The 26,207-nt window shown below is 62.1% G+C and carries 23 protein-coding genes; 7 read left to right on the forward strand and 16 right to left on the reverse strand.

The window, feature by feature from the left end:
- Positions 1-188 precede the first annotated feature (188 nt).
- A complete protein-coding gene (locus AC3WN7_RS23100) occupies positions 189-911 on the forward strand; it encodes a tellurite resistance TerB family protein (protein ID WP_095968195.1) in 723 nt (240 codons plus the stop codon).
- Positions 912-1,169: 258 nt separating this feature from the next.
- Positions 1,170-3,182, forward strand: a complete 2,013-nt coding sequence (ligD, locus tag AC3WN7_RS23105) for a DNA ligase D (RefSeq protein ID WP_095968194.1) — start codon at positions 1,170-1,172, stop codon at positions 3,180-3,182.
- A gap of 106 nt (positions 3,183-3,288) precedes the next feature.
- Here the strand turns inward: ligD and AC3WN7_RS23110 are convergent, their stop codons facing one another.
- The 8 genes from AC3WN7_RS23110 to potE form a co-directional block, all read right to left on the reverse strand.
- Positions 3,289-3,963 (reverse strand): DUF3313 domain-containing protein, encoded by a 675-nt coding sequence (locus AC3WN7_RS23110; RefSeq protein ID WP_007978067.1) that lies wholly within the window; start codon positions 3,961-3,963, stop codon positions 3,289-3,291.
- Positions 3,964-4,013: 50 nt separating this feature from the next.
- On the reverse strand, positions 4,014-5,282 hold the full coding sequence (locus AC3WN7_RS23115; protein ID WP_102675473.1) for an OmpP1/FadL family transporter: 1,269 nt from the start codon (positions 5,280-5,282) through the stop codon (positions 4,014-4,016).
- A 69-nt stretch (positions 5,283-5,351) separates the two neighbouring features.
- Positions 5,352-6,965 carry an arylsulfatase gene (locus AC3WN7_RS23120; RefSeq protein ID WP_095968192.1) on the reverse strand — a complete coding sequence of 538 codons (1,614 nt, stop codon included), beginning with the start codon at positions 6,963-6,965 and terminating at the stop codon, positions 5,352-5,354.
- 215 nt (positions 6,966-7,180) lie between these two features.
- Positions 7,181-7,462, reverse strand: a complete 282-nt coding sequence (locus AC3WN7_RS23125; RefSeq protein WP_015094582.1) for a DUF3303 domain-containing protein — start codon at positions 7,460-7,462, stop codon at positions 7,181-7,183.
- 201 nt (positions 7,463-7,663) lie between these two features.
- The gene (locus tag AC3WN7_RS23130; protein ID WP_095968191.1) at positions 7,664-8,203 is read right to left on the reverse strand and encodes an HD domain-containing protein; all 540 of its coding nucleotides are present in this window, start codon (positions 8,201-8,203) and stop codon (positions 7,664-7,666) included.
- Positions 8,203-8,604, reverse strand: a complete 402-nt coding sequence (locus AC3WN7_RS23135; RefSeq protein WP_015094584.1) for a hypothetical protein — start codon at positions 8,602-8,604, stop codon at positions 8,203-8,205. The genes AC3WN7_RS23130 and AC3WN7_RS23135 overlap by 1 nt, the downstream gene beginning before the upstream one ends.
- Positions 8,605-8,790: 186 nt before the next feature.
- Positions 8,791-11,076: an Orn/Lys/Arg family decarboxylase gene (locus tag AC3WN7_RS23140; RefSeq protein ID WP_102675474.1), complete on the reverse strand. Its 2,286-nt coding sequence runs from the start codon at positions 11,074-11,076 to the stop codon at positions 8,791-8,793.
- Positions 11,073-12,482 carry a putrescine-ornithine antiporter gene (gene potE, locus AC3WN7_RS23145; protein WP_095968189.1) on the reverse strand — a complete coding sequence of 470 codons (1,410 nt, stop codon included), beginning with the start codon at positions 12,480-12,482 and terminating at the stop codon, positions 11,073-11,075. The genes AC3WN7_RS23140 and potE overlap by 4 nt, the downstream gene beginning before the upstream one ends.
- A gap of 183 nt (positions 12,483-12,665) precedes the next feature.
- On the opposite strand from potE, the gene AC3WN7_RS23150 reads away from it, so the two are divergent.
- Together AC3WN7_RS23150 and AC3WN7_RS23155 are read left to right on the forward strand one after the other, a co-directional pair.
- Positions 12,666-12,995 carry a hypothetical protein gene (locus tag AC3WN7_RS23150; protein WP_015094587.1) on the forward strand — a complete coding sequence of 110 codons (330 nt, stop codon included), beginning with the start codon at positions 12,666-12,668 and terminating at the stop codon, positions 12,993-12,995.
- A gap of 124 nt (positions 12,996-13,119) precedes the next feature.
- Entirely contained in the window at positions 13,120-13,536 is a 417-nt protein-coding gene (locus AC3WN7_RS23155; RefSeq protein ID WP_102675475.1) for an organic hydroperoxide resistance protein, read from the forward strand.
- 112 nt (positions 13,537-13,648) lie between these two features.
- Here AC3WN7_RS23155 and AC3WN7_RS23160 read toward each other — a convergent pair whose 3' ends face one another.
- The 8 genes from AC3WN7_RS23160 to AC3WN7_RS23195 all read right to left on the reverse strand — a co-directional run bounded on the left by AC3WN7_RS23160 (position 13,649) and on the right by AC3WN7_RS23195 (position 20,576).
- On the reverse strand, positions 13,649-14,158 hold the full coding sequence (locus AC3WN7_RS23160) for a copper chaperone PCu(A)C (protein WP_102675476.1): 510 nt from the start codon (positions 14,156-14,158) through the stop codon (positions 13,649-13,651).
- Position 14,159: 1 nt separating this feature from the next.
- Positions 14,160-14,765, reverse strand: a complete 606-nt coding sequence (locus AC3WN7_RS23165) for an SCO family protein (protein WP_095968186.1) — start codon at positions 14,763-14,765, stop codon at positions 14,160-14,162.
- Positions 14,766-15,061: 296 nt separating this feature from the next.
- The gene (locus AC3WN7_RS23170) at positions 15,062-15,946 is read right to left on the reverse strand and encodes a ChaN family lipoprotein (RefSeq protein ID WP_102675477.1); all 885 of its coding nucleotides are present in this window, start codon (positions 15,944-15,946) and stop codon (positions 15,062-15,064) included.
- A 55-nt stretch (positions 15,947-16,001) separates the two neighbouring features.
- The gene (locus AC3WN7_RS23175) at positions 16,002-16,769 is read right to left on the reverse strand and encodes a heme ABC transporter ATP-binding protein (RefSeq protein ID WP_095968184.1); all 768 of its coding nucleotides are present in this window, start codon (positions 16,767-16,769) and stop codon (positions 16,002-16,004) included.
- On the reverse strand, positions 16,769-17,752 hold the full coding sequence (locus tag AC3WN7_RS23180) for a FecCD family ABC transporter permease (RefSeq protein WP_173862152.1): 984 nt from the start codon (positions 17,750-17,752) through the stop codon (positions 16,769-16,771). The genes AC3WN7_RS23175 and AC3WN7_RS23180 overlap by 1 nt, the downstream gene beginning before the upstream one ends.
- 50 nt (positions 17,753-17,802) lie before the next feature.
- Positions 17,803-18,687, reverse strand: coding sequence for a heme/hemin ABC transporter substrate-binding protein (locus AC3WN7_RS23185; protein WP_102675479.1), 885 nt, complete (start codon positions 18,685-18,687; stop codon positions 17,803-17,805).
- Positions 18,688-18,699: 12 nt separating this feature from the next.
- A complete protein-coding gene (locus AC3WN7_RS23190; RefSeq protein ID WP_095968181.1) occupies positions 18,700-19,770 on the reverse strand; it encodes a hemin-degrading factor in 1,071 nt (356 codons plus the stop codon).
- A gap of 17 nt (positions 19,771-19,787) precedes the next feature.
- Positions 19,788-20,576 carry an energy transducer TonB gene (locus tag AC3WN7_RS23195; protein ID WP_158247858.1) on the reverse strand — a complete coding sequence of 263 codons (789 nt, stop codon included), beginning with the start codon at positions 20,574-20,576 and terminating at the stop codon, positions 19,788-19,790.
- Between the two features lie 243 nt (positions 20,577-20,819).
- Between AC3WN7_RS23195 and AC3WN7_RS23200 the strand changes: the two genes are divergently transcribed.
- The 3 genes from AC3WN7_RS23200 to metE all read left to right on the forward strand — a co-directional run bounded on the left by AC3WN7_RS23200 (position 20,820) and on the right by metE (position 26,110).
- Positions 20,820-23,048, forward strand: a complete 2,229-nt coding sequence (locus AC3WN7_RS23200; RefSeq protein ID WP_102675481.1) for a TonB-dependent hemoglobin/transferrin/lactoferrin family receptor — start codon at positions 20,820-20,822, stop codon at positions 23,046-23,048.
- Positions 23,049-23,304: 256 nt separating this feature from the next.
- The gene (locus AC3WN7_RS23205; RefSeq protein WP_102675483.1) at positions 23,305-23,676 is read left to right on the forward strand and encodes a nuclear transport factor 2 family protein; all 372 of its coding nucleotides are present in this window, start codon (positions 23,305-23,307) and stop codon (positions 23,674-23,676) included.
- Positions 23,677-23,821: 145 nt separating this feature from the next.
- Positions 23,822-26,110, forward strand: a complete 2,289-nt coding sequence (gene metE / locus AC3WN7_RS23210) for a 5-methyltetrahydropteroyltriglutamate--homocysteine S-methyltransferase (protein ID WP_102675484.1) — start codon at positions 23,822-23,824, stop codon at positions 26,108-26,110.
- Positions 26,111-26,207: the final 97 nt, after the last annotated feature.

Raw genomic sequence — 26,207 nt, forward strand, 5'->3', positions numbered from 1 at the left:
CGGGTTGCAGGTATCGACCGGGTATCCGCGGATAAGGTTCACCATCTATGAATCTTAGCCGTGCTAAAAAAAATACCCCGGACAATCCGCATTGATGCGGGCGCGTCGGCCCAACGGCGCTGGCACATTCGTCTGCGAGGTCTATCGTTGCCTGACTGGACAGAACCCTTCCCAAGAGGACAAGCGTCATGAACACCAGTGATCTGCTCGAACAGTTATTGCGCGCCGGCCAGGGCTCGATGGCGCAACAGAGGGGCAGTGGCGCGTCGCCCCAGGGCGGGCTCGGCGACCTGGGTGGATTGCTCGGAGGGTTGCTGGGCGGTGGCGCTGGTGCGGGTGGCGGTGGCGCAGGGTTGGGCGGTTTGCTCGGTGGTTTGCTGGGCGGCGGTTCGCCGGTGGGCGGTGCACCCCAAAGCCGCTCCGGTGGCGGCACTAATTATGCGGCGCTGGCGTCCCTCGGCATGATGGCGTTCCAGGCGTACCAGGCCTGGCAACGCAGCCAGGCGTCGGCACCGCAGGAGGCGCCGCGCACCGTGGACTTGCTGGCCGGCCCGGAAGCCGAGGAACACAGCCATGCGATCCTGCGGGCATTGATTGCCGCGGCCAAGGCCGATGGCCGGATCGATGAATCCGAAAAGCAGATGATCAGCACTGAAATCGGTCGTCACACCGACGATCCGCAATTGCAGCAATGGCTGGACGATGAAGTCGCCAAGCCGCTGAACCCCAATGAAGTGGCGCAGTCGGCCACCGACCCCGGCATGGCCTCGGAGATGTACCTGGCCAGCGTGATGCTGGTGGACGACCAGCAGGACGCCGAGCGCAACTATCTGGATGAACTGGCCGCGGCATTGCAGATCGAGCCAGAGTTGCAATTGCGTCTGGAGCAGCAGGCCAAGGGGACTGCCTAAAGCTTCGCGAGCAGGCTCGCTCCCACAGGTTGATCCGCGCCGAACGCAGATTCTGCGTGCGCTGAAAATCCCTGTGGGAGCGGGCTTGCTCGCGAAGAACGATAACGCGGTCAACCTGCTGAAACACCGGCCGCACCCCGCGCCACAAGCCCGTCCGTCCGGGGCTTTTCAACGCCGATTGAATTATTGCGCCGCTCGCCGGCTCTGCTTTGTTAAGAGACGTTTGCATCCGACGTCCTGGCGCGAAGCAGGTGAGCCATGCCCCGCAACCTCGATGACAGGCGCGATCTTTCGACGACTGGCGAGCCAGCCGCCAAGCGCTCAGACAAGGAAAAACCATCGCCACTGACCGGTGCCCGCAAAGCCAGGTTGCCGGACCTGCTCAAGCCGGAATTGGCGACGCTGGTGGACAGGGTCCCGGACGGCTCCTGGAGCTACGAAATCAAGTTCGACGGCTACCGGATCATGGCTCGCATCGACCATGGCGACGTCAGGCTGATCACCCGCAATGGCCACGACTGGACCCACAAACTGCCAGAACAGGTCCAGGCCCTGGTCGCGCTTGGCCTGGAATCGGCGTGGCTCGATGGTGAAATGGTGGTGGCCGACGACCAGGGTGTGCCGGACTTTCAGGCGCTGCAAAACGCCTTCGAGGCGCAGCGCAGCGACGGCATTTTCTACTACCTGTTCGACCTGCCGTACCTCAATGGCGTGGACTTGCGCGAAGTGCCGGTCGAAGAGCGTCGGGCTGCGCTGGCAACTGTGCTCAAGACCAATGACCAGCCGCTGCTGCGCTTCTCCGAGTCGTTTGGCGAGGAGCCGCACGCCTTGCTCGACAGCGCCTGCCGGATGCGCATGGAGGGCTTGATCGGCAAGCGTCTTGGGTCGCCCTATGTCTCCCGGCGCAGCAGCGACTGGATCAAGCTCAAATGCCAGCATCGGCAGGAGTTCGTAGTCGTCGGATTCACCGAGCCGAAAGGCTCGCGCCATGCCTTCGGCGCGCTGCTGCTGGGGCTGCATGACCGCGACAGTGGCGAGTTGCGCTATGCCGGCAAAGTCGGCACCGGGTTCAACGAGGCGACGCTGCGCAGCCTCCATGAGCAGCTCAAGCCGTTGCAGGTGAAAAAACCGCCGGTGGTCAATCCACCCGACGGTGCCGAGGCCAGGGATGTGCACTGGCTCAAACCCAAGTTGCTGGCGCAAGTGGCCTTCGCTGAAATGACCCGGGACGGCTCAGTGCGCCATGCTGTTTTCCATGGCCTGCGCAATGACAAACCGGCACACGACATCACCGAGGAGCGCGCGAACACCGTGAAAACCTCCACTGCGAAAAAAACCGCGACCACACAAAAGAAGCCCGCCCCCGCACCCTCGCAAATCGGTCTGGAAGCGGGGCAGGTGCGCATCACTCACCCGGACCGGGTGATCGACCCCGGCAGCGGCACCACCAAACTGCAACTGGCGCAGTACTACGCGAGTGTCGCCGAGTGGATCCTGCCCGAACTCAAGGATCGCCCGGTGGCGCTGGTGCGCGCACCGGACGGTATCGCCGGCGAGCTGTTTTTCCAGAAGAATGCCGAGCACCTGGCGATCCCCGGCATCGTCACGCTGGACAAGCAGCTCACCGGCCAGCCGATGATGCTGATCAACAATGCCGAGGCGCTGATTGGCGCGGTGCAGATGAGTACCGTGGAGTTGCACACCTGGAACGCCACGTCGGTCAACTTCGACAAGCCGGACCGTTTTATCCTCGACCTTGACCCGGACCCGGCGCTGCCATGGAAACGCATGATCGAGGCCACTGAGTTGACGCTGTCGGTGCTGGATGAGCTGGGGCTCAATGCCTTTCTGAAAACCAGCGGCGGCAAGGGCATCCATGTGGTGGTGCCGCTGACCCGCAAGCTCGGCTGGGATGAGGTCAAGGACTTCAGCCATGCCATTGTCAGTCACATGGCCAGGCTGCTGCCCGAGCGTTTTTCGGCAGTATCGGGACCGAAGAACCGGGTCGGGCGGATCTTCATCGATTACCTGCGCAATGGCCTGGGCGCGACCACCATCTGTGCCTACGCCGTCCGTACCCGTGAGGGCCTGCCGGTGTCGATGCCGATCTTTCGCCAAGAGGTTGCCGAACTCAAGGGCGGCAATCAGTGGAACCTGCACAACGCGCTTGAACGCCTGGCTGAAGTTGGTGATGAGCCCTGGGCGGACATGCGCAAGACCCGGCAGGCGATCACTGCCGACATGCGGCGGCGGGTGGGGATGAAGAAGTGACCTGTGCCGAAAGGCGCTGCTGAAGGCTGCGATCTTCTTAGGGTTTCAATAACCTGAAGATCAAAGGATCGCAGCCTGCGGCAGCTCCTACGCGAGCAACCTGTTCTTACTTGAGGAACGCCTGGAAGTCGGTACCCAGTTTGTCGATCGCCGCCTTGAAGTCCTTGGCGGTAATCTTCTGGCTTTCATTTTCCAGGGTAGTGCCAAACACCTTGCGCACCACTTTGGCCACGGTCTGATTGCTCTTGGCGTCGATGAACTCGGCTTCGATGAACAAGGTGGTGTCCTGGTCACGGTGACCGGTGGCTGCCTGGGTTGCCCCGACGACGGCCGCGATGGGGACCACTTCATACCACTTCATGCCTTCGTTCTCGGCGTTCACCCCGGTAATCGCCGCGCGCATGATCAGGGGACGGGAACCCGCCGGAGCCGCTGAGGAGTTCGACACTACACGGTACCGCTGACCCAGCGTGGCCTTGGCCTTGTTGGTCATGTAGTTCTGAATGTCGGTCAGCGTCTGCTGGTTGACCCGCTCATCGGGTTTGGGCGCCGGGTACAGCTCCAGCTTGTTGAACACCACAGTGTCATACGCATTCGGGTTCCACGAAGGGCTGACCCAGCGCATCGCGGTGCCGCCGCTCGGCGTTTCGACTTCCTGCAGGTTGTTGTAGTTGGACAGGAAGCCTGAGTACTGTTCCTTCTCAGTCACTTTCGAGGTGCAACCGCCTAGCAACAGACTTGCCAGCGCAGCGCCGACCAGCAGTTTTCGGGACAGATTCATAGTGGTGTCTACTCCTTGGATAAAATCGTCGTTCTTTTGTTTACAAGACATCAAAATCGCCAGGTCATGTTCCCGCTCAGGGCTTGAATCCAGGCATTGTCGAATTCACCGGAAATCTGATTGCCGGATACGGACTTGGTCTGCTCAACCGGCATGTCGCCGAGCCAGACCATGGCCCAACTGACGTTGATATCGGTGTCCTTGTTCAGAGCATAGGTGGCTCCTGTGGCAATGCGCCAGGATTCGTTCATCGGCACGATCACGCTGCGGTTGCTGTCCGACACGGCACTGCTGTCGTACGCCACGCCGACGTTCCACAGCCATTGCTCGGTGGCCTGGTATTGCGCACCCAGGGACAGGTGCCAGGTGTCCTTGAAACCGGCGTCGACCGTTGTCGATTGCGCACCGAACGCGGTGGTGTCGACCTGTACGCCGATGTCACCGAATTCCGACCAGTCCTGCCAGTTGACCGAGGCCAGCAAGGCCCATTGCCGGTCCAGTTGCTGGAACAGGCTCAGGGTGACGGTTTGCGGCACCTTCATGTCGAGTTCGGTCTTGGTGTTGTTGACGCGTTCGAGCAGTCGGCCATCGCCATTCACGTCCAGCCGGTCCTCGAAGTCCAGATCGACCTGGCTGGTGTAGGTCAGGCCAATCCGTGTGCCGGCTTGCGGGGCGTAGATCACGCCCACGTTGGCGCCATAGCCCCAGGTGCCGTCCTTGTATTTGTACTGGCCGTCGGTGCGGTCGGTGAAACCGAAGGGGGAGCGGTCGATGGCTGTTTGCGCCTGCAACATGCCGTACATGGCCTTGACGCCGAGGCCGACCGACCATTGCTCGTTGAAGCGATAAGCCACGCTCGGTACCAGCGACAGGCCGAGCAGGCTGGAGTTCTGCGCGAAGTAACGACCGGACCAGTCGTTGTCGTAGTTGACCGCCAACCCGAAGTCGCCGTACTGGCCGAAACCGACGCTCCAGTGCTCGTCCAGTTCATGGCTGATGAAGAAGCTGCCGCCGGGAATGGGGTCGAGGGCGTTGCCACTGCCGCTGCCCGGGGTGTTGGTGGCGGCGTCGCGGTCGAAGCTCAAATCGCCGTACAGCACCTGCAAGCCGGCGGTGATTTGTGTGCCTGGCAGGTAGCTCATGCCCGCCGGGTTGCTGGCGATGGTCGAGGGGCCCTGGGCGCGGGCAGCGGCACCGGCGTTGGCCAGGCCGGCGTTATCGGTGCCGATTTCGTAAAGCATGATGCCGCCGGCCCAGGCTGGCTGGCAGCACAGGGCGAGTAGCGTACAGGCGGGTAGGGCCAGTGTGCTTGTGCGCATGTAACTACCTCATCAAATGTCCATTTCGAATGTGGGTGGCCTGTGCCGGCCACCCATGGTTTCGGCTGTTTACTTGGCCATGGCTGCCCGGGCCGCTTCGATCTTGGCCTTGACCGCTTCAAGATTGAAGCTCGCGCCTTTCTGCATTGGCGGAAACTCCACGGCTGTTTCGGCCAGTTTGACCACTTGTTGCTGCACAAACACATAACGCCAGAACTGGAATTTGAACCACTCGAAATACTCCAGCGAACCATTGGCTGCCATATTCTCCGGCCATCCGGCACGTTCGAACGGATCGAGGCGCAGGTTAGTCAGGATCGGCATGTCCAGCGTGACCTTGGCCCCCAGCCAGCCCCCGGGCTGATCGATGAAGCGGTACTTGAAGTCATCGATGCGGATCGCACCCAGGGTGCTCTCTCCAAAGTAGAAGATTTCATGCCGGTTCGACGGCCCCTTTCCGGTGATCATTGGTGTTTGATCATAGCCGTCCAGGTGAACTTTGTAGGTGGTATCACCCAATTGTTTGCCCTTGAGCAGTTCCGCCGTGATGTTCGGGTTGCCCGCCGCTGCGACCAGGGTCGGGAACCAGTCCATGCCGGACATGATGCCGTTGGCGACCTGGTTGGCCGGTACCTTGCCCGGCCAGCGAATGATCGCCGGCACCCGGAAGCCACCTTCCATCACCGTACCTTTGCCCATGGCGAACGGGGTGGTGCCGCCGTCCGGCCAGGTGAAGTTTTCCGCACCATTGTCGGTGGTGAAAATGACGATGGTGTTGTCGTCCATGCCGTCTTTTTTCAGCTTCGCCATGACTTCGCCGACGATGTCATCGAGCTGCGCCATGCCGGCTTCCTGTTCCGACCAGCCATTTTGCGCATTGCGCATGGCTTCGTACTTGTCGGACAGGTGCGTGACGATGTGCATGCGGGTCGGGTTGAGCCAGACGAAGAACGGTTTGTTGTCCTGCTTGGCCTTGTCGATGAACGAGAAGGCCTTGTCGCGAATTTCGTCGTCGACGGTTTTCATCCGCTCCGGATAGAGCGTGCCGGCATCTTCGATCTTCTGCTTGCCGACCTTGCCCCAGCGCGGCATCACAGTGGTGTCATCGGTGGTGGTGGCCCAGCTGTGGACCATGTTGCGCGGGCCCACGGTGGCGAGCAGTTCTTGCGGATAGTTGGGGTGCGCCGGGTCTTCCATGGCGTCGAGGTGATAGAGGTAGCCGAAGAATTCGTCGAAGCCGTGCACGGTGGGCAGGAACTCGTTCAAGTCGCCCAAGTGGTTCTTGCCGAACTGGCCGGTGGCGTAGCCCATGGCCTTGAGCGCGGTCGCGATGGTGACGGCTTCGGCGGGAATACCCACGGGCGAGCCGGCCTGGCCGACGGTGGTCATGCCGGTGCGAATCGGCAGTTCGCCGGTGATGAAGTTGGCGCGCCCGGCCGTGCAACTGGCCTCGGCGTAATAGTCGGTGAAGCGCATGCCTTCAGCGGCGAGCTGGTCGAGGTTGGGTGTTCTGCCAGCCATCATGCCCTGGTTGTAGACGCCGATATTCGACCAGCCGATATCGTCGCCCATGATCACCAGGATGTTGGGGGCTTTGTCGGCAGCCAGGGTCAGGCCGGGAATCACCATTGCAGACAGCAACAGCGGTACTGCAAACATCGAGGATAAGGTTGTCCGGTTCATGTCGAGCTCCTGCGTACTTGCGTGAGTACAGAGAGACGCGCCCCCAGACGCCATTCAAATTCGTAACCCCCCCGCGAAGAGCGTAGGTTTGAATGGCGGAATATCCAGTTTTGGATAGTCAGAAAGTGAGTGTTTCAGGCGCTTTGCACTTCAATGGCGTACCGGTAAATGTGCGGGTCGAATCGGGCGGCGAGCGATACTCGCCGCCGCCATCGTCATGACCGGGCGGCAGTGGCGACCAGCAACGGTGCCATTTGCTCATCGGTCAATGCGGCGTGCACGTCCATGCTCATCAGGTCGTTCCACTCCAGCACCCACTTTTGAATCGGCACCAAATCACTTGCCTCGGCAATGCCGAAACCGGCCGAGCTCCCTACGGCGTGCCAGCGTCCGTGCATGGTGACGCCTGCGGGCGGCGCGCCACCGGTCTTGAGGAAACGTGCGATTGCGGCATCACGGTTGTCCGGGCTGATTGTCCAACTGACGATGAATAACATCGGCTACCTCCTGTTGCGCATCGGCACCTGTTGTTGCGCGTACCTGGCTGGTGCCGGGCCGTGGCCACGCTTGGGTGTGCAGTTCCGTCCTGGCTGGCTTGCAGCGAAATCTCCCAAGGAAGGCATAGCAGTGCCCCGCGACTCGCGTACGACCGCTGATCCTGTTCCGGTTCATTTTCGAGGGGGTAACAGACGCCTGTTTCACCAGCGAAACATGGGCAGCGGCCGCAGCGGCGAGCGGAGCAATTGGCGGGCTGAAAGCTTCATCAGCATCGAGTGAAAACCGTGATCTGGAAAAGTCGACTGCACGGTTTTGATGAAGCTTCGGGACAGGCCGAAGCGGACCAGGCCCAGGGACACATCCACCAGATCGGCCCGGCGGAAGGGTTCGACGCTGTCGGCACAAGCGCCGCGATACCGACGTAGCTTGTGGTGCTCGAGTATCAACGCACTGACTTCATCTTTGAGTTGCGGGCGTTGTCGGCTGTCGAGATATTCAGTGGCCAGTGCAATGGAGGGCGGCAGGTAGTCAAGGGTGTCATCGGTCCAGATACCCAGGTCATGAAACGCCGCTGCGATCTGTACGGCATCCGGGGGCAAGCCTTCGGTACCGCTGAGGGCCGCATGAAAATTCAGCACCCGGTAAATGTGGTTGCGGTAGCCCTGCAGGTCGGCACCGATGGCCAGGGCGAACGAGGTGAGAATCTCGTCGGTGAGGGGGAATTCGAGAATGGGCTTCATCAGGCGTCACGCAACAAGTCGTTGGCATTGAGCAGCTCGTAGGCAATCTCCGGGCGCTTTTCCATGGCTCGGCGAATGGCGGCCGGGATGTTGGCGCGGGTCTTGCGGCATAGCCCTGGCAGTTCGCCGATCTGGATGCCGATGCCGCGCATGGTGCGCACCTCATTGAAGCCGGGGGCGATGTCCACGCGGATGCCCAACTGTTCGAGCATACGCCGTTGCAGGTGCTCCAGATCGCTCAGGCTCTGCAGATTTTCCAGGCGTTCGATCAGGCGTTTTTCTTCGTTGCGGGTCAAAAACAGAATGCGCAGGTCCGCCCCCGGTGTTTCCAGCAGCGGGTCACGCCCGCAGTCGCAGGCGCCGGGCGGGCAGGGTGAGCGAATTGGAGCGGTGGTGGTCATGGGGATCAATCATAGAGCGCGGTGATTGAGTTTGCCCATAGGGATTTTGGCGTGAAGACGATCTAAAAAAATGTGGGAGCGGGCTTGCTCGCGAAAGCGTCCTGTCATTCGACAATTGCGTCGACTGACACTACGCCTTCGCGAGCAAGCCCGCTCCCACAGGGGGTTGCGGTGAGCCTGCTTGACTTACTTCAGTACCAGCATCCGGTAAACGCCATCCTCAACCTCGATCCCGTGGGTGTCATGGGTGAAGCCTGGGAAGGATTTGTCGAAGGCTTCCAGTGCCTTGAGATACGCCAGCAGCGGACCGTCCGCAGGGCCTGCGTTCTCACCTGGCATGAGCAGCGGGATACCTGGCGGGTACGGCACGATACCGGTGGCGGCGAGGCGTCCGGCGGCTTGCTCGAGGGTCACCAGTTCGATGTCGTTGCGCACCAGTTTCTCGTAGGCCTCCACCGGGCTGAACTCGGCTTTTGGCAAGGTGCCGAAGGCCTGGGACATGTTGGCGGTGGTCTTGTGTTTCTTCATGGCGGCGAAGATTTCGTCGGCCAGATCCTTGAGGCCCATGCCGGCATAGCGTCGCTGGTTGGCGTTGTACAGGTCGGGCAGGCACAGCTCCAGTTCGGCGTTGTCGTCGTAGTCGCGCTTGAAGTCGAGCAAGGCGTTGAGCAGCGTGCCCCACTTGCCTTTGGTGATACCGATGGAGAACAGGAACAGGATGGTGAAATCGGTGGTTTTCTCGACCACGATACCCTGGCGGCCTAGGTACGCCGTGATCACACAGGCCGGGATACCGGAGGCGAGCAAGTTGCCGTCGTCGCCCATGCCCGGGGCCAGTACCGACACCTTGATCGGGTCGAGCATGCAGTAGCCGTCTTCGATGTCACCAAAACCGTGCCATACCGCGTTCGGGTGCAGGACCCAGCAGTTCGGGTCGGTTTTAAGGGTAGCCGGGTCGACCTCATGGAAGGGCACGGTCGCGGCGCCCACCTGTACGGTCGGCGGCTGCCAGCAGGTGAAGAACCAGTCGTCCTTGCTCAGCATCTCGTTGTGCATGCGCGAGAGAACCTGGCGGAAGCTGATGGCTTCTTCGATCGACTCGCTGGTGAGGATCTGTCCGCTCGGCGCTTCCATCATCGCCGAGCTGACGTCGCAGGACGCCATGATCGCGTAGTTCGGCGAGGTCGAGGCGTGCATCATGTACGACTCGTTGAAGCGCGCATGTTCAATCGGGTTACGGCCGTCGCGCACGTGGATCATCGAGGCCTGGGACAGGGCGGCCAGCAGCTTGTGGGTCGACTGGGTGGCGAACACGGTCGGCTTGGACTTGTCGTGGTCGGCCGGATTGCCGTGCATGGCATGGCGTCCGCTGTACAGCGGGTTGAAGCGCGCATAACCGTACCAGGCTTCGTCGAAGTGCAGGCGGTCGACGCTTTCGCCCAGCAACTCTTCGACGCGGGTGACGTTGTAGGTCAGGCCGTCGTAGGTCGAGTTGGTGACGATCGCGTGCACCGGCGTCGGGTCGATGCCTTTCTTGACCAGCGGGTTGTTGGCGATGGCGGCTTTCACGCCTTCGGCGCTCAGGGTCTGCGGCAGGATCGGGCCGATGATGCCGTAGCGGTTGCGGGTCGGCACCAGGTAGGTCGGAATCGCCCCGGACAGGGTCATCGCATGCTCGGCGGACTTGTGGCAATTGCGGTCGCACAGGGCGATCTGGTTGCGCGTGACGCTGGCCATGAGAATGACGCGGTTGGACATCGACGAACCGTTGGTCACGTAGTACGTGCGGTGTGCGCCGAAGACCTTGGCGGCATAACGTTCGCCCTGGCCGATGGGGCCGCTGTGATCGAGCAGGGAGCCCAGTTCGCCGACCGAGATCGACAGGTCGGAACGCAGCAGGTTTTCACCGAAGAACTCGTAGAAGGCGCGCCCGGCAGTGCTCTTGAGAAACGCGGTGCCGCCGGCATGGCCCGGGGTGTGCCAGGAATATTCATAGGTGCGGGCAAACTTCACCAGCGCGCCGAACATCGGCGGCAGGGCCGCCTGACGATAGCGTTCGATGGCGGCCAGGATGCGCCCGCTGAGGAAACCGGTGGTGTCTTCAGGCAGCCAGATGAAGTCGTCGGCGTGTTGCATGACCAGCAACGGAATGCTCGACGCGGTGGTACGGTCACTGATCAGGAACACCGGCACCCGGGTGTTGCGCTCGCGCAGTTTGACCAGCAGCTTGATGCAGTCGGCGTGGCCTTCGCTGCTGTCCATTTCCCAGCGGATGAGCACGCACTGAACGGCAGGGTCCGAGCGCAGGATCGATGCGGCGTCCGAGAGGCTTTCCGAAGCCAGGACACTGACGCCACGTCCCTCTACATCGTGGACCAGATGATCCAGGGCGCGGCCAAACACCGTTCGTTTGTCCGGTGGGCTGCTGACCAGTAGCGCCAGCATGCCCAGCGAGTGTTTATAGTCCGTCATGCTTGAATCTCCAGAGTGGCTTTATTCAGATTGTTCACCGGCACGGGTTCGGCAGTGAGGTGCTGCGCGCTGACGGTTTGCGTCGGTACGCTGTTGTTGAGTGCTTCGAGGCGAATCAGGCGGTTGTTGACGAAGCCGAACAGGGTGTAGCCGAAGATCGTGGCGACGCCACCGAGCATCAGGGCCTGCTCACCGGAACTGTACAGCGCCAGGTAGCTGTAGGCCGCCGCGATCAGCGCAATGACGTTGGTGGCCAGCGCCTTGCCTTCCGGCACGTTGGAGACTTTCTGCATGGTCATCAGTGCGGCCATGGACAGGATGTACGGCACCAGGTTGGTCACTACGGCGAGGTTGACCAGGGTGTCGAACTGCTTGCTCAGGTCGGGACTGATGGTGAGCAGGGCCAGTGCGGTCTGTGCGGCGAGCAGCACCAGCATGCCGACAATCGGGGTACCTGCCTTGTTGGCCTTGGCGAAGATCGACAGGAAGTAACCGGTGTCTGCCGAGCTTTTGTACACCTGAGCGATGGTGAACTGCCAACCCAGCAAAGAGCCGATGCAGGCAAGCACCATGGCCGCCATCACGATGTCACCGATCATCGGGGTGAACATCTTCGCGAACACCAGGCCGAACGGCGCGGTGGACGCGACCAGTTCTTCGTTGCCGACGATACCGAAGATGACGTTGGTGGAGACGATGTAGATCACCGCCGCACCCAGGGTGCCGCCCAGCACGGCAATCGGTACGTTGCGCTCAGGGTTTTCCACCGCGTCGGTGTTGGCGCAAGCCGATTCCAGGCCCAGGAAGGCCCACAGGGTGATCGCCACCGAGGCGCCCGCCGCTTCGAACCAGCCCTTGTCATGAGGGTTCCAGCCAGCGGCGTAGACGCTGCTGTCGAAATAGAACCAGCCCACCGTGGACACCAGCACCACTGGTGCAATCACCCCCCAGACGGTGATCGAGCCGATCCGGCCGGTAATGCGCGCGCCGCCAAAGTTGGCGAAGGTCGTGATCCACAGCAAGGCAATGGTCGCGAGACCGACTTGCAGTGAATCCAGTTTTATTCCGAACAGCGTCTGTATATAGCCAACCGCGGTAATACTGATCGCCACGTTGGCAATCAACAGTGAGAGGCCGTAGGTGTAGTTGGTGATGTAGTTACCGGCTTTACCGAACGTGTATTCGGCATAGCCGCCCATGCCGCCGGTCTTGCGGCTGAGCATCCCGCATCGCGCAAAGGCGTAGGCCAGAGCCAGGGAGCCGGTGGCCGTCACCAGCCAGGAAAGAATCGAAATTGCACCGACTTCCGCTAGTTTCGTCGGTAATAACACAATGCCTGAGCCCAACATGTTGACGGCGGTCAACATTGTCAGTTGCCCCACACTCATTTTTTTTGCGACTGACATTCCGTTGCCTCACTTAGTTGGCGATTGAGAGTCTTAGCTATAGCAAAGGATTGAAAACTCGCAAGAAATGGCCTTGGCCATCTCGTTTTTTGCACTCATTTGCAAAAAAGGCACGATGCTGGCCCCCAAGTTTAGAAATCCCCCGCAAAATTAGTTCATTTTCAACTAGTTAGATAGGTCAAGATGCGCAAGATATGGATCGCGTTAATTCCGCTAGTTGTTGCGGGTATCAGCAATTCGACGCAAGCCAAAGAACTGGCCACCCAGGATCAATACATGTGCAGTTGGGGCGCGGGCACTGCTGCAAGGGCACAGGAACTCAAGCTTTCAGGTGTTTCTCTGTACGCCGCGCGGCAGAAAATCCAGGCCTACAAGTTCTCCAAAACATGGATGCGCATGATGGCACTCGGTATTACAGAGCAAACTTATGACAGTTCGTCGCGATTGAAACCGACGGCCGTGCGGCAAAGCTTTTATGAGGACTGCGTCAGGTACAAGTTGGCGCGTAAATAAGGAAGAAGCGGGCGCCGGTCGGATCGACTGCAGCGCGGGCCGGTGACGTCTATATTGATTGACCATCCCGGCGACCGGATGGGGCGTTAAAACCGGTTTTCTACAACTCAATCAGGAGGTCAGCATGAACCAGATCGATAAAGTGTTGTACACCGCCAAGACCCACACCACCGGCGGGCGTGACGGCGCCTCCCGCAGTTCCGACGGGATCCTCGATGTGAAGCTTTCGTCGCCAGGTGCGGGCGGTGGCGGTACCAACCCCGAGCAATTGTTCGCTGCCGGGTGGTCAGCCTGCTTTATCGGCGCCATGCAAGTGGCAGCCAGGGAAATGAAAGTGGCGTTGCCCAAGGATGTGGCTGTCGATGCGGAAGTCGACCTGGGCACGAATGAAGGCGGCTACCTGCTCCAGGCTCGGCTCAATGTCAGCCTGCCGGGGCTGGACCGTGAGACCGCACAAAAAATCGTCGACACCGGGCACCAGTACTGCCCGTACTCGAAAGCCACGCGCAACAACATCAACGTCGTGCTCAAGCTCGTTTGAGTTGACGTTTTGATCTAAAAAAAAGATCGCAGCCTGCGGCAGCTCCTACACCGATTTCGTAGGAGTTGCCGCAGGCTGCGATCTTTTTTGGTGTTGCAAGGCTACGGGAAAATCAATTCATCTTGCTGTGATCATGCGCCATGTTGCCGTGATCCATGGTGCCAATCGCCTTGGCAACGGCTTCAACCTGGATCGACTCTTTCTCGCCCTTGGCGTCTTCGACGGTGAGGGTCAGCGGCACCTTGTCGCCTTCCTTGATCTGGCCCGTCAGGTTCATGAGCATGATGTGGTAGCCATTGGGATCCAGGCTCACCGCTTTACCGGCCGGCAGTGCCACGGCGTCCACCTGCTGCATTTTCATCACGTCGTCTTTCATGCTCATTGCATGAATCTGGACCAGACCTGCCACCGGCGTTTGCACGCTCAACAGTTTGCTGTCGCTGCTCGCGGTAACGGTCATGAAGGCGCCGCTCGATGGCTGGCCGGCTACGGTGGCGCGGACCCAGGCGTCGTCGACCCGGGTTTGTGCCGACACCTGAAAGGCCAGGCCGACCAGGGACAAGCCCAGTGCCAGTTGCTTGCAACGTTGCGCGAAACGGTTCTTAGCCTGCGGGGCATTCATATCAGCAAACCTCCATCACGGTGAGCAGGTCCTCTGCGCACTCTTTGGCCGTCAGGGACGCGGACAGCCCCAGGCGCAGATTGCCCCGGGAGTCGAAGACATAACTGGTCGCGGTATGGGAGAGGGTATAGGTATCGCCGCTCGGGACTTTTTCAAAGAACACGCCGAATTCCTTGGCGGTGGCGGCGGTTTGTTCCAGGGTGCCGTACAGCGCTTCGAAACTCGGGTCGAAGGCCTTGACGTATTTGTCGAGCAGCTCTGGCGTGTCGCGCTCCGGGTCCAGGGTGATGAAGATCACCTGCAGCCTTTCGCCATCGCGGCCCATCAGCTTTTTGGCCTGGGCGGCACGGGCCAGCGTGGTGGGGCACACGGCCGGGCACTGGGTGAAACCGAAGAACACCATCGGCATCAGGCCGCGATAGCTGCCCAGCATCCTGGTTTCGCCCTCGGCGTTCGTGAGCTTGAAGTTACGCCCCATGATCTTGTCGCTGAGGTCTTTGCCGTACTTGAACGACAGCTTGCTGCTGTCGTCGCAACCGGCGAGCAGGCCCAGGCTCAACAGGCCCATGCCTTGCAGGACAGTTCGGCGGGTATACACAGTACTCATGGAAAAAAGCATCCTGTTGAACAGGCTGAAACTGACAGCGTAGTGACTGTACAGACGAAAAAATCGGGGGGATCTTAACAAACTGTGCCGGTGGCGGCGGGGTGGATACGACCATTGGACCGGCGCAGAGGCGTGACATAGTGTCGCGCCGCAACATGTTCGGCTGAGGGCAATAGTGCTCTTGTGGCGAGGGAGCTTGCTCCCGCTGGGTTGCGTAGCGACCCCAAAAAAGAGGGCCTGCTGCGCAGTCCAGCGGGAGCAAGCTCCCTCGCCACAGGCAAGCCCACTCACCACAATTAACGACGCAACTTCGCGCAATGATCCTGTTCCGGCTGTGCGGCCGTGTACCACACGTAATCCGCGCTCTCGGCGGTCACGGTCTTGCCCGCCTCTGCGAGGATCAGCACGGCGTTGCCTTCACCGGCACCGAGGTCTTTCAAGTGCAGCGGCACCCCCAGATCCTTGCGCACGTGAAAGGCCCCGGCCAGCAGCAACGCCGGCGTCGGCGCGGCCATCAGGCGCTCGGCCATGCGCCGGTCGCGTTGTTGCTGCACGGCGAGCATGGCCGGCATTTGTGATTCGGGCAGCAGACCGCAATGGGATTGGCGGATGTCGTCCAGCAAGGTCGCCTGAACCTGTCGGGTGGTGGACGCTGCGCCATTCAACTCAGGGCGCTGTCGGTAGATCTGCATGATCTGCGCGCGGTCCAGATTCGCCGCCAGCAGCGGATAGGGTTGGCGCAGCGCGTAGGTGATGAGGGCACCGTAGACACTCCAGTCCCAATTGGCCTGCCAGGCCAGCGCCTTGAACGCATCGGCCGGTGGCTGGCCGGCGCGGGTCGCGGCTTGCGCGGCATCGACTTTGGCCTGTTGATCGGGGTTGAGCATCTCCATCAGCAGACTGCCCTGGGCACGCTGTGCCGCCAGCTCGCGCAGCAACCACAATTGCAGGGCGTGGTGGTCCGGGTTGTCGTGCTGTTCGCCGACCAGAACCCGCGGCGCAACGGCCAGGCGTTCGACCAGTTCCTGCGGGGTCAGCGTGCGACCGCTGGCCAGTTCGCGGATGACGCCGAGATCGGCGTGATCGCGCCCTTGCGGGGCAATCGGCGCCGGGGGTGGCGTTACAGAGTGGGTTTGGCAGGCAGCCAACAGGCTGAATGCACACAGCAACAGAAAGCGCATCGGTTTTCCTTGAATAGACAGAAGCCCCCTCGATCAACGAAGGAGGGGGACGGTATCAGCGCGCGATGATCAACGGGTGGCCGCGTTCCGGGTGTTGGTGAATCAGCACCTCCAGGCCATACACCGCCGCCAGCGCCTCGGCGGTCAGCACCTGTGCCGGTGGACCGTAGGCGTGGGGCAGGCCCTGTTGCAACAACAGCAGTTGATCGCAGTAGCGTGCAGCCAGATTGAGGTCGTGCAGAATCACCAGCACCGCTGCACCGCGCTCGGCGAAGTCGCGCACGGCTTGCAAAATGGTGTGTTGGTGCAGCGGATCGAGCATCGACGTCGGTTCATCGAGCAGCAGGGTTTGCCCTTCGGCCCCCGGCCAGAGTTGAGCGAGCACCCGCGCCAGATGCACGCGCTGGCGCTCACCGCCGGACAGCGCCAGATAACTGCGCCCGGCAAGATGAAGCGCATCGGCCGCTGACAGCGCCTGGGCGACGATTTCGGCATCGCGCACGCGGCCGCTGGCGTGAGGCAAGCGGCCCATGCCCACGACTTCATTGACCGAAAACGCAAAGTTCAGGCTCGAACTCTGCGGCAGTACGGCCAGGCGCCTGGCCCGTTCCTGGCCCGGCCAGTCGGCGAGTGGACGCTCGTCGAGGCTGACCCTGCCTTCGCGGGTTGGCAGTTCGCCGCACAAGGCGGCGAGCAGGGTGCTTTTGCCGGCGCCGTTCGGTCCCAGCACGCCGAGCACTTCACCGGGGCGCAATTGGATATCGATGTTCGCCAGTACCGTGCGGTTGCCACGACGTACCAGCAAGTTGTTTGCCCGCAGCATCAGGAACGCCCTCGTACCAGCAGATAGAGAAAGAACGGCGCGCCGATCAGTGCGGTCACGATGCCGATCGGCAATTCGGCCGGCGCCAACAGCAGGCGCGCGGCCAGGTCGGCCAGCAACAGCAGGCTCGCACCGGCCAGTAACGACGCGGGCAGCAACACCCGGTGATCCGGGCCGACCAGCAGGCGCATCAGGTGCGGCACCACCAGGCCGATGAAACCGATCAGGCCGGCCGCCGCGACGGCCGCGCCGACGCCGAGCGCCGTGCACAACACCAGCTCAAGCTTGATGCGCTCGATGTCGAAGCCCAGGTGACGGGCCTCCGACTCGCCCAGCAGCATGGCATTGAGTGCCGCCGCGCGACGTGGCAACCACAGCGCCACGCCCAGGGTGACGATCAGCAACGGCCACAGGCGCGGATAGCTGGCGCCGTTGAGGCTGCCCAGGTTCCAGAACGTCAGGGTGCGCAGGGTCGCGTCATCGGCCAGGTAGGTGAACAGACCCACGCCGGCACCGGCCATGGCCGTCATCGCCACACCCGCCAACAGCAGGGTGGCAACGTCGGTTTGCCCGTTGCGGCGGCCGAAGCGATACACCACCGCCGTGACGATCAAGCCACCGGCGAAGGCGCTGACCGACAGCAGGTAAGGCTCTACCGCTGGCGGCACGCCACCCAGCAGGCTGCCGCCGACGATGGCGAGGGCGGCACCCAGCGCGGCACCGCCGGAGACGCCGACCAGGCCCGGGTCCGCCAAGGGGTTGCGGAACAACCCCTGCATCGCCACGCCGGACAACGCCAGTACCGAGCCCACGGCGATGCCGAGCAGGCTGCGCGGCAGGCGGATCTGACCGAGGATCAGCTCCGCCTGCTGCGTGTCACCCCCGTCAAGCGACAACCCCAGCAGGCGCATCCCGGCCAGCAAGGTATCGCCCAGCGGCAGGCTCACCGGCCCGAGGGCCAGGGACAGCCAGAACACCAGCACCAGCAACAGCAGCAAACAGATCAAGGTCGGACGCGGCCGGAAAATGGCCGTCATGGGTGGGTCCCGGCAGTCTGCGCCTTGACATCCGGATAGAACGCCGTGGACAGACGCGTCAAGGCGTCCGGCACTCGCGGGCCAAGGCCACCGACCAGCAGCGTCGGGTCGATCACCAGCACCCGGCCGTCACGTCCGGCCTGGGTTTGCGCCAGGATCGGGTTCTGTTCCAGCAGGGCTTTACGGGCCGCATCGCCTTGCAGTTTTCCACCGGCGAAGATGATCACCTGCGGGTCCAGGCTCAGCATGGCTTCGCTGGAGACCGGTTTGTAGCCGTTGTGCTCACCCAGGCTTTTGCCGCCGGCCTGCTGGATCATCCAGGCCGCCAGGGTGTCCTTGCCCGCCACTTGCAGGTTGCCGCCGGAGTGGCTGAGCAGCATCAGCACCCGGGGAGCCGGTTGCTGTTGCTGCGCCAGCCTGACCCGATCGGCCTGGGTGTGCAGACGCTCGAGGTAGCCCGCCATCAGCGCCTGGGCCTCGGTTTCCTTGCCCAGCAGCTGGCCGAGTTCGGTGAGGTTGTGTTGCAGGGCCGGCACGTCGGCCTTGACCGACAGCAATTCAATGCGCACGCCGGCGGCCTTGAGTTGCTCCAGCACCGGTGGCGGGCCCATTTCGTTGCTGCCCACCAGAATGTCCGGCTTCAGGGCCAGGATGCCTTCGGCCGCCAGCGCACGCTGGTAGCCGACGCCCGGCAGGCGATGCAGCGATTGTGGGTACTGGCTGGTGCTGTCGACACCCACCAGCTTGCTTTCGCCACCCAGGGCGACCACCCATTCGCTGAATGCGCCGCCGGCGCTGACCCAGCGCTGGGGCAGGGCGTCGGCGACGGCCATTTGGCTGACGAGCACGCCGGCACAGGCCAGCAGTGTTTTGATACGCATCGGGACTCTTCCTTAGCCGATCAGAGGGGTGGCGGTTTCAGCCAGGGCACGCCAGTCGTCACGCTCAGGAATGCCCGGCTTGCGCACACCGAACAACTGGATCACCAGTTCGCCTTCGGCATCGAAACCTTCGTAGCTGGTGATGATGCCATCGACACTCGGCTTGCGCACACGCCACAACTCGGTCACGCCGGTCGTCTTCAGGTGCAGGTTGAACATCGGGTCGAGCACGTTGAACCAGGTGTCCATCCAGCGCAGGTTGCTGACCGGCCCTGAGTGAATCTGGATGCAGTGCTTGTTGCCGACGAACACCATGATCGGCACTTCGCGCTTGCCGGCTTCTTCGATGACCCGGGTCAGCTCGACGGTGGCCAAGGGTTCGGCCCACTCGTGACCGGCCAGGCGCAGGGCCTGGGTGCGCGCCACGTCGTTGCGCTTGAGCAGCATGAAGAAGTCGTGGGTGTCCTTGAGCTGCGACCATTCGCTGCGCAGGGTATCTACATCGACTTCGCTGTCGACGCGTGGTGCCTTGGCTTGCGGCAGCGGTTGCAGGTCCAGTTCGGCCGTCTGTTGTTCGGCACGGAAACGCTCGACCAGCGGTGCCCAGGCAGCATCGAAGCTGGTGGCGGTCAGGTAGACCTTGTGCACGGCCAGGCCCTGGCGGTCGAACACCTGGACGCTGCGCTGCGGACCGCGCGGGGTGCTTTCATCGACGGCGAAGACGCTGGCCCAGCCGCTGAGGAACAGGCGCAGGTCGATGTCCGGCGACAGCACCATGCCCATCTGGCCGCTGCCCATCACGGTCACTTCGCTGTACACGCCTTTGCGTTCGTGCACGCAATGCTCGTTGCGGGTCAGGGCCATGATGGTGCCCAGTTCACCCAGTGCCGGCAGCAGTTCCTTCCATTCCGGGCGCAGGCGCACGGTATCGGTGCCCAGGCGGCTGGCGGTCAGCTCAGCTTCGCTGACACCCAGTTTGGCCGCGGCATCGCGGGCGCGCAGGCCGGGTTGTTCGGCGCGCAGTTGTTGCCAGGTCTGGTACAGGGCCGGGGCGACTGGCAGGGCGCAAGTATTGGCGGTCATGTGATGCTCCTTCAGGATCAACGGTTCGCCGTGAGGGCGAATTCTATTGGTATCTCTACACGGCTGGGCACAGCCCGGCCGTCGACAATTTCGGGGCGGAAACGCCAGGTGGTCACTGCTTCGAGAGCGGCCTGGTCAAGGCTCTCCACCCCCGAGGAACGCACCAGCGTCAGCTTGAGTTGCTGGCCGCGCTCATCGAGGCGCACCTCGATCCGCACCACACCCTGCTGGTTGCGACGGCGGGCTGTGTTGGGGTAGCGAGGCGCCGGGGGAGGGGTGACGAAGGACGGGCGCAGGCTGACCACCGGGGTGAGTATGGGCGCCGGAGCGGCAGCGACGGGGAGGGTCGGGTAGGCGTTCTGTGCGGGCGCGGCGGCGGGCGTCGCTGCCGGTGTCGGTCGAGTCGGGGTCTGCGCCATGGTGGCCGCAAGCTCCACGGGTTCGGCACGACGGGGTTCCGGTTTGGTTTCGCCACGAGGTTTGGCAACCGGTTGCGGCTTGCCTGGCGCCTTGACCATGGACGGCTGGGTGCTGACCGGCAGCGGCTTGACCGGTGTCGGTGCGGTCTCGGCTTTCGTCGTTTCAGGTTGCTTAGCAGGTGCAGGTGCCGGCATCGGGGCAGGCGCGCGCTTGGTCTGCGGCGGGGCAGGGGCGGGCACGGCAATCGGTGCCAGCGTCACCAATTGAATCGCCATCGGCGGCTGAAAGGCCAGCGGTTCAGGCGCAGCCTGAATCTCGCGGACGAGCCATCCGGCGCTCAGATGCAGCGCAATCGATAACCCCAGACAACCCCAGAAGTGCTTCATGCACGCTTGTTCCAGTTTTAAGCTGAATGCATATGGTAATAATTTGCATTTACAAGTCAAGCTGGTTATCTTCGCCGCCGCTGCCGACAAGCGTTTTTGTATACATCCCTTCGACAGAAAGGGGCCAAACGCTTGGTTCATACAAAACAAAACACACGCCGGACAGTGTCCGTCGCCCATGCAGACCCCCTTCAACACCCTGCATGCAAGTGACCACTGTCAGATCCCAGGAGTAAAAGTTAGATGTCGATCCGTCCGCCATTCGCCATGCGTCCCTGGCTCTGCTTGCTGTTGCTCTCGCCTTCGCTGGCCTTTGCCGCCGAACCCGTTACCCAGTTCGATACCGTCAGCGTGACCGCCACTCGCACCGAGCAGACCCTGCTGCAAGTGCCGAGTACCGTGTCGGTGCACAGCGAGCGTGAAATCGATCAGCAGAACGACAAGGACCTCAAGGATGTGGTGCGTTACGAGCCGGGTGTTTCGGTCAGCGGCACCGGCAGCCGTTTCGGCCTGTCCGGGGCGAACATCCGCGGTATCGACGGCAATCGGGTACTGACCCAGGTCGACGGCGTGCGCGTCCCGCAAAGCAACGCTTTCAGCCCGTTCCAGGACGTGCGCAGCAACTATGTCGACCTCGACACCATCAAACAGGTGGAAATCATCCGCGGCCCGGCGTCCTCGTTGTACGGCAGCGACGCCATCGGCGGTGCGGTCAGCTACCTGACCAAGGATGCCGGCGAGTACCTCGAAGACGGCGACGACACCTACGCGCGCTTCAAGACCGGCTACGACGGCAGCGATGACAGCTGGCAGCGCAGCGCCACGTTCGCCGGGCGTACCGGTACCGTCGACGGCCTGCTGCACCTGGGTCGCCGCGACGGTCAGTCCACCGACACCGCAGGCAACGTCGGTGGCGCAGGCGCATCGCGTACCGAAGCCAACCCGCTGAACTACACCACCGAAAACGTGCTGGCCAAACTGGGCTGGGACTACGGCGAGGGCGACCGCCTGCAGTTCACTTACGAGCGCTACCAGGACGACGCCAACAGCAACCTGCTGAGCGATATCGTCACCCGCGCCACCCTCACCAGCCCGGCGATTCTCGGCTCCACGGCCGATGACAGCATCGACCGCACCCGCTACAGCCTGGCCCATACCCTGAGCCTGGACAGCGCAATGGCCGACAAGCTGCAATGGCAGTTGAACTATCAGGAAAGCAGCAACGACCAGGACACTTATCAGCAGCGCCAGACCACCTCGCGGGTCAACCGCGTGCGCACCCGCCAGTCGACTTACGACGAGCGCCTGTGGAGCCTGAACACCCAGCTCGACAAGGCATTCGCGATTGCCGACACCCGGCATCACCTGATCTACGGTGCCGAAGTCAAACGCATCGAGTCGAGCAACAAGCGTACGGGTCAAGAAGTGCGCCTGGACACCGGCGCCATTGTGCCGGCCACGGAGAACTTCCCGGTCAGCGACTTCCCGGATCCGACCAGCGAATCCCTGGGCCTGTTCGTCCAGGACAGTATCGAGGTCGGCCGCTGGACCCTGTTGCCAGGCCTGCGCTACGACTACTACCGTCAGACACCGCACGTCACGCAGGAATACCTCAACGGTTTGCCCTTGGACACCGATCCCTCGCGCCTCTCCGACGATCATATTTCGCCGAAGTTCGGTGTGACCTATCAGCTGACCGAACACGAAAGCGTCTACGGCCAGTACGCTGCCGGCTTCCGCGCGCCGAGCCCGGTCAACATGTACGGTGAGTTCAGCAACCCGCAATTTGGCTACAGGCAAATCGGCAACCCGAACCTCAAGCCCGAAACCAGCAACAGCTTCGAGACCGGCCTGCGCGGTCGCTACGACCTGGGCAGCTTCGGCATCGCGCTGTTCTACAACAAGTACAAGGACTTCATCGAAACGGTCAGCTTCACCGATCCGACCAGCGACATCCCGCTGACCTTCCAGTCGCAAAACGTGAGCAAGGTCACTATCCGTGGTGCCGAAGCCAAGGGTGACATCAAGCTGGACGCCTTCATGCCGGCAGGTACCCGTGCCCTGGGTTCGATTGCCTATGCACGCGGCAAGAATGAGGAAACCGGCGAGGCGCTCAACAGCGTCGACCCGCTCAAGGCGGTCATGGGCCTGGCCTACGATGCACCGAGCGGTGTGTATGGGGGCCAGGTCATGTGGACCCTGGTTCAGTCCAAGGACCGCGTCGACCACAGCGGCGATGCCGACTTGCTGATCAACCGCCAGTTCGAAACCCCGGGCTACGGCACCCTCGACCTGACGGCCTGGTGGCAGGTGACGCAGGAAGTGTCGATCAACGGCGGCTTGTTCAACGTCACCGACAAGAAGTACTGGAACTGGGGCGACGTGCAGGGCCGCGACGAAAACGCAGCGGGTCTTGATCGTATGACTCAGCCTGGGCGTTATGCGGCGGTCAACCTGATCTGGGAGATCTGATCGGTGTGACCTGGTGTTAATCCTGCAGAAATACATGACTTGTGGCGAGGGAGCTTGCTCCCGCTGGACTGCGCAGCAGTCCCTTTAATGGGGCCGCTGCGCGACCCAGCGGGAGCAAGCTCCCTCGCCACTGTTTTTTGCGCTGTGGGCTCAGCGCCTCCGGTCGTAAAACCGCGCAACTGCACGAGGGCTGCCTAGACTTTCTGCTTGATCAGCCTTGGGGAGACTGTCTGTCAAGACAACCAGAGGTTCAATCATGAGCACTCAATCGATAGATACCGAACAGATCCACCTGGTGGTGCGTCATTATGTGGAGGGCATGGTCTTCGCCAATGAAGCGCTGTTGCGCAAGGCTTTTCATCCAGACTGTCGCATCATCGGTCACTTCCAGAAGGTGCTTGAATGGGCTTCCCTGGATGAGTTTGTCATCGCCATCAAGGCCGAAATCCCGGCGCCTGCCGGTACGCAGCCGTTTTGGCAGGTGATCAATCTCGATGTCACCGGCGATGCCGCGGCGGTCAAGGTCATCGATGATTTCGCCGGGATACGGTTTACCGATTACCTGTCGTTGCTGAAGGTGGACGGGCGCTGGGTGATCATCAACAAGCTTTATTACTATCAGGAGTAGTGCATCGCTGCGGCGCATTCGACGCTAAGGCGCCTGCGTCTATCTTCATGAAGTAAACTCGTGATCATCACGATTTAAATGAGTTTGTCTCACTAGGGCTCAACTACCGACAATGACGCCATCTACCACATGGAGTTTTATTGTCATGGCATTGGCCCATTCCCTTGGATTTCCGCGCATCGGCCGCGACCGTGAACTGAAAAAGGCCCAAGAAGCGTTCTGGAAGGGCGAGCTCGACGAAGCCGGTCTGCGCGCCGTTGGCCGTGACCTGCGCAAGACTCACTGGGACTTGCAGAAAAAGGCCGGCATCGAACTGCTGCCAGTCGGCGACTTCGCCTGGTACGACCAGGTCCTGACCCACTCGTTGATGTTCGGTGTGATCCCGGAGCGTTTCCGCCCGCACGATGGCAAGGCCAGCCTGCAGACCCTGTTCGGCATGGCGCGCGGTGTGAGCGACAGCTGCTGCGGCGGCGCCCACGCCCAGGAAATGACCAAGTGGTTCGACACCAATTATCACTACCTGGTCCCGGAATTCAGCGCCGACCAGCAATTCCAGCTTGGCTGGGATCAACTGTTCGAAGAAGTCGAAGAAGCCCGGGCACTGGGGCATAACGTCAAGCCCGTCATCATCGGCCCGCTGACCTACTTGTGGCTGGGCAAGGCCAAGGGCGCCGGGTTCGACAAGCTCGAACTGCTCGAACGCCTGCTGCCGCTGTACGGCCAGATCTTCCAGCGCCTGGCGGCACAGGGCGTCGAGTGGGTGCAAATCGACGAGCCGATCCTGGTGCTCGATCTGCCTCAGGACTGGAAAAACGCCTTCGAACGCGCCTACAACCTGATCCAGCGCGATCCGCTGAAGAAGCTGGTCGCCACTTACTTCGGTGGCCTGGAAGAGAACCTGGGCCTGGCCGCCAACCTGCCGGTCGACGGTCTGCACATCGATCTGGTGCGTGCGCCTGAACAGTACCCGACCATTCTCGACCGCCTGCCGGCCTATAAAGTGCTGTCGCTGGGTGTGGTCAACGGCCGTAACGTCTGGCGCTGCGACCTGGAAAACGCCCTGGCCACCCTGCAGCACGCTCACGAACGCCTGGGTGATCGCCTGTGGGTCGCGCCGTCCTGCTCGCTGCTGCACAGCCCGGTTGATCTGGGCCGCGAAGACCAGCTCGATGCCGAGCTGAAAAGCTGGCTGGCGTTTGCCGTGCAGAAGTGTGAAGAAGTCGCGCTGCTGGCTCAGGCGGTCAACGAGCCCGAAGCGCCGAACGTGCTCCAAGCGCTGAGCCAAAGTCGCGCCGTTCAGGCTGCCCGTGCTGCATCGCCACGCATCCACAAGCCGGCTGTCCAGGCGCGTGTGGCTGCGATCACCGCCAGGGACAGCCAGCGTCAATCGCCGTTTGCCCAGCGTATCGCCAGGCAACGCGCCCGCCTGAACCTGCCACTGTTCCCGACCACCACCATTGGATCGTTCCCGCAAACCGCGTCGATCCGTCTGGCGCGCCAGTCGTTCAAGCAAGGCAAGCTGACCGAGGCCGAATACACCGAAGCGATGCACAGCGAGATTCGCCACGCCGTGCAAGTGCAGGAATGCCTGGGCCTGGACGTGCTGGTGCACGGTGAAGCCGAGCGCAACGACATGGTCGAATACTTCGCCGAGCAACTCGACGGCTATGCGTTCACGCGTTTTGGCTGGGTGCAGAGCTACGGTTCGCGCTGCGTGAAACCGGCGGTGATCTTCGGCGACCTGAGCCGCCCGAAAGCCATGACCGTGGAGTGGATCCGCTACGCCCAAGGCCTCACCGACAAAGTGATGAAGGGCATGCTGACCGGTCCTGTGACCATGCTGATGTGGTCGTTCCCCCGTGAAGACGTCAGCCGCGAAGTGCAGGCCCGTCAACTGGCCCTGGCCATTCGCGATGAGGTCGTGGACCTGGAAGCCGCCGGGATCAGGATCGTGCAGATCGACGAAGCGGCGTTCCGCGAAGGCTTGCCGTTGCGCCAGGCGCAGTGGCAGCACTACCTGGACTGGGCGACCGAAGCGTTCCGCCTGTGCGCCTCGGGTGTGCGGGACGAAACCCAGATCCACACCCACATGTGCTACAGCGAGTTCAACGATGTGATCGAGTCCATCGCCGCCATGGATGCCGACGTGATCACCATCGAAACCTCGCGCTCGGACATGGAGTTGCTGGACGCGTTCGAAGCCTTCGCCTACCCGAACGACATCGGTCCCGGCGTGTACGACATCCACTCGCCACGGGTGCCGGACGCCTCGGAAATGGCCAACCTGCTGCGCAAGGCCGCCAGGCGCATTCCCGCCGAACGCCTGTGGGTCAACCCGGACTGCGGCCTGAAAACCCGCGGCTGGCCGGAAACCGAAGCGGCGCTGGTGCACATGGTCAACGCTGCGCGTCAGTTGCGTAAAGAATGGGCCTGACGCTTTGCTGGATGCACCACTGAACCCTGTGGGAGCGGGCTTGCTCGCGAAGGCGGAGTGTCAGGCGACATCGATGTCGAATGTGCCGGCCTCTTCG

This window comes from Pseudomonas sp. FW305-70 (assembly GCF_058783925.1).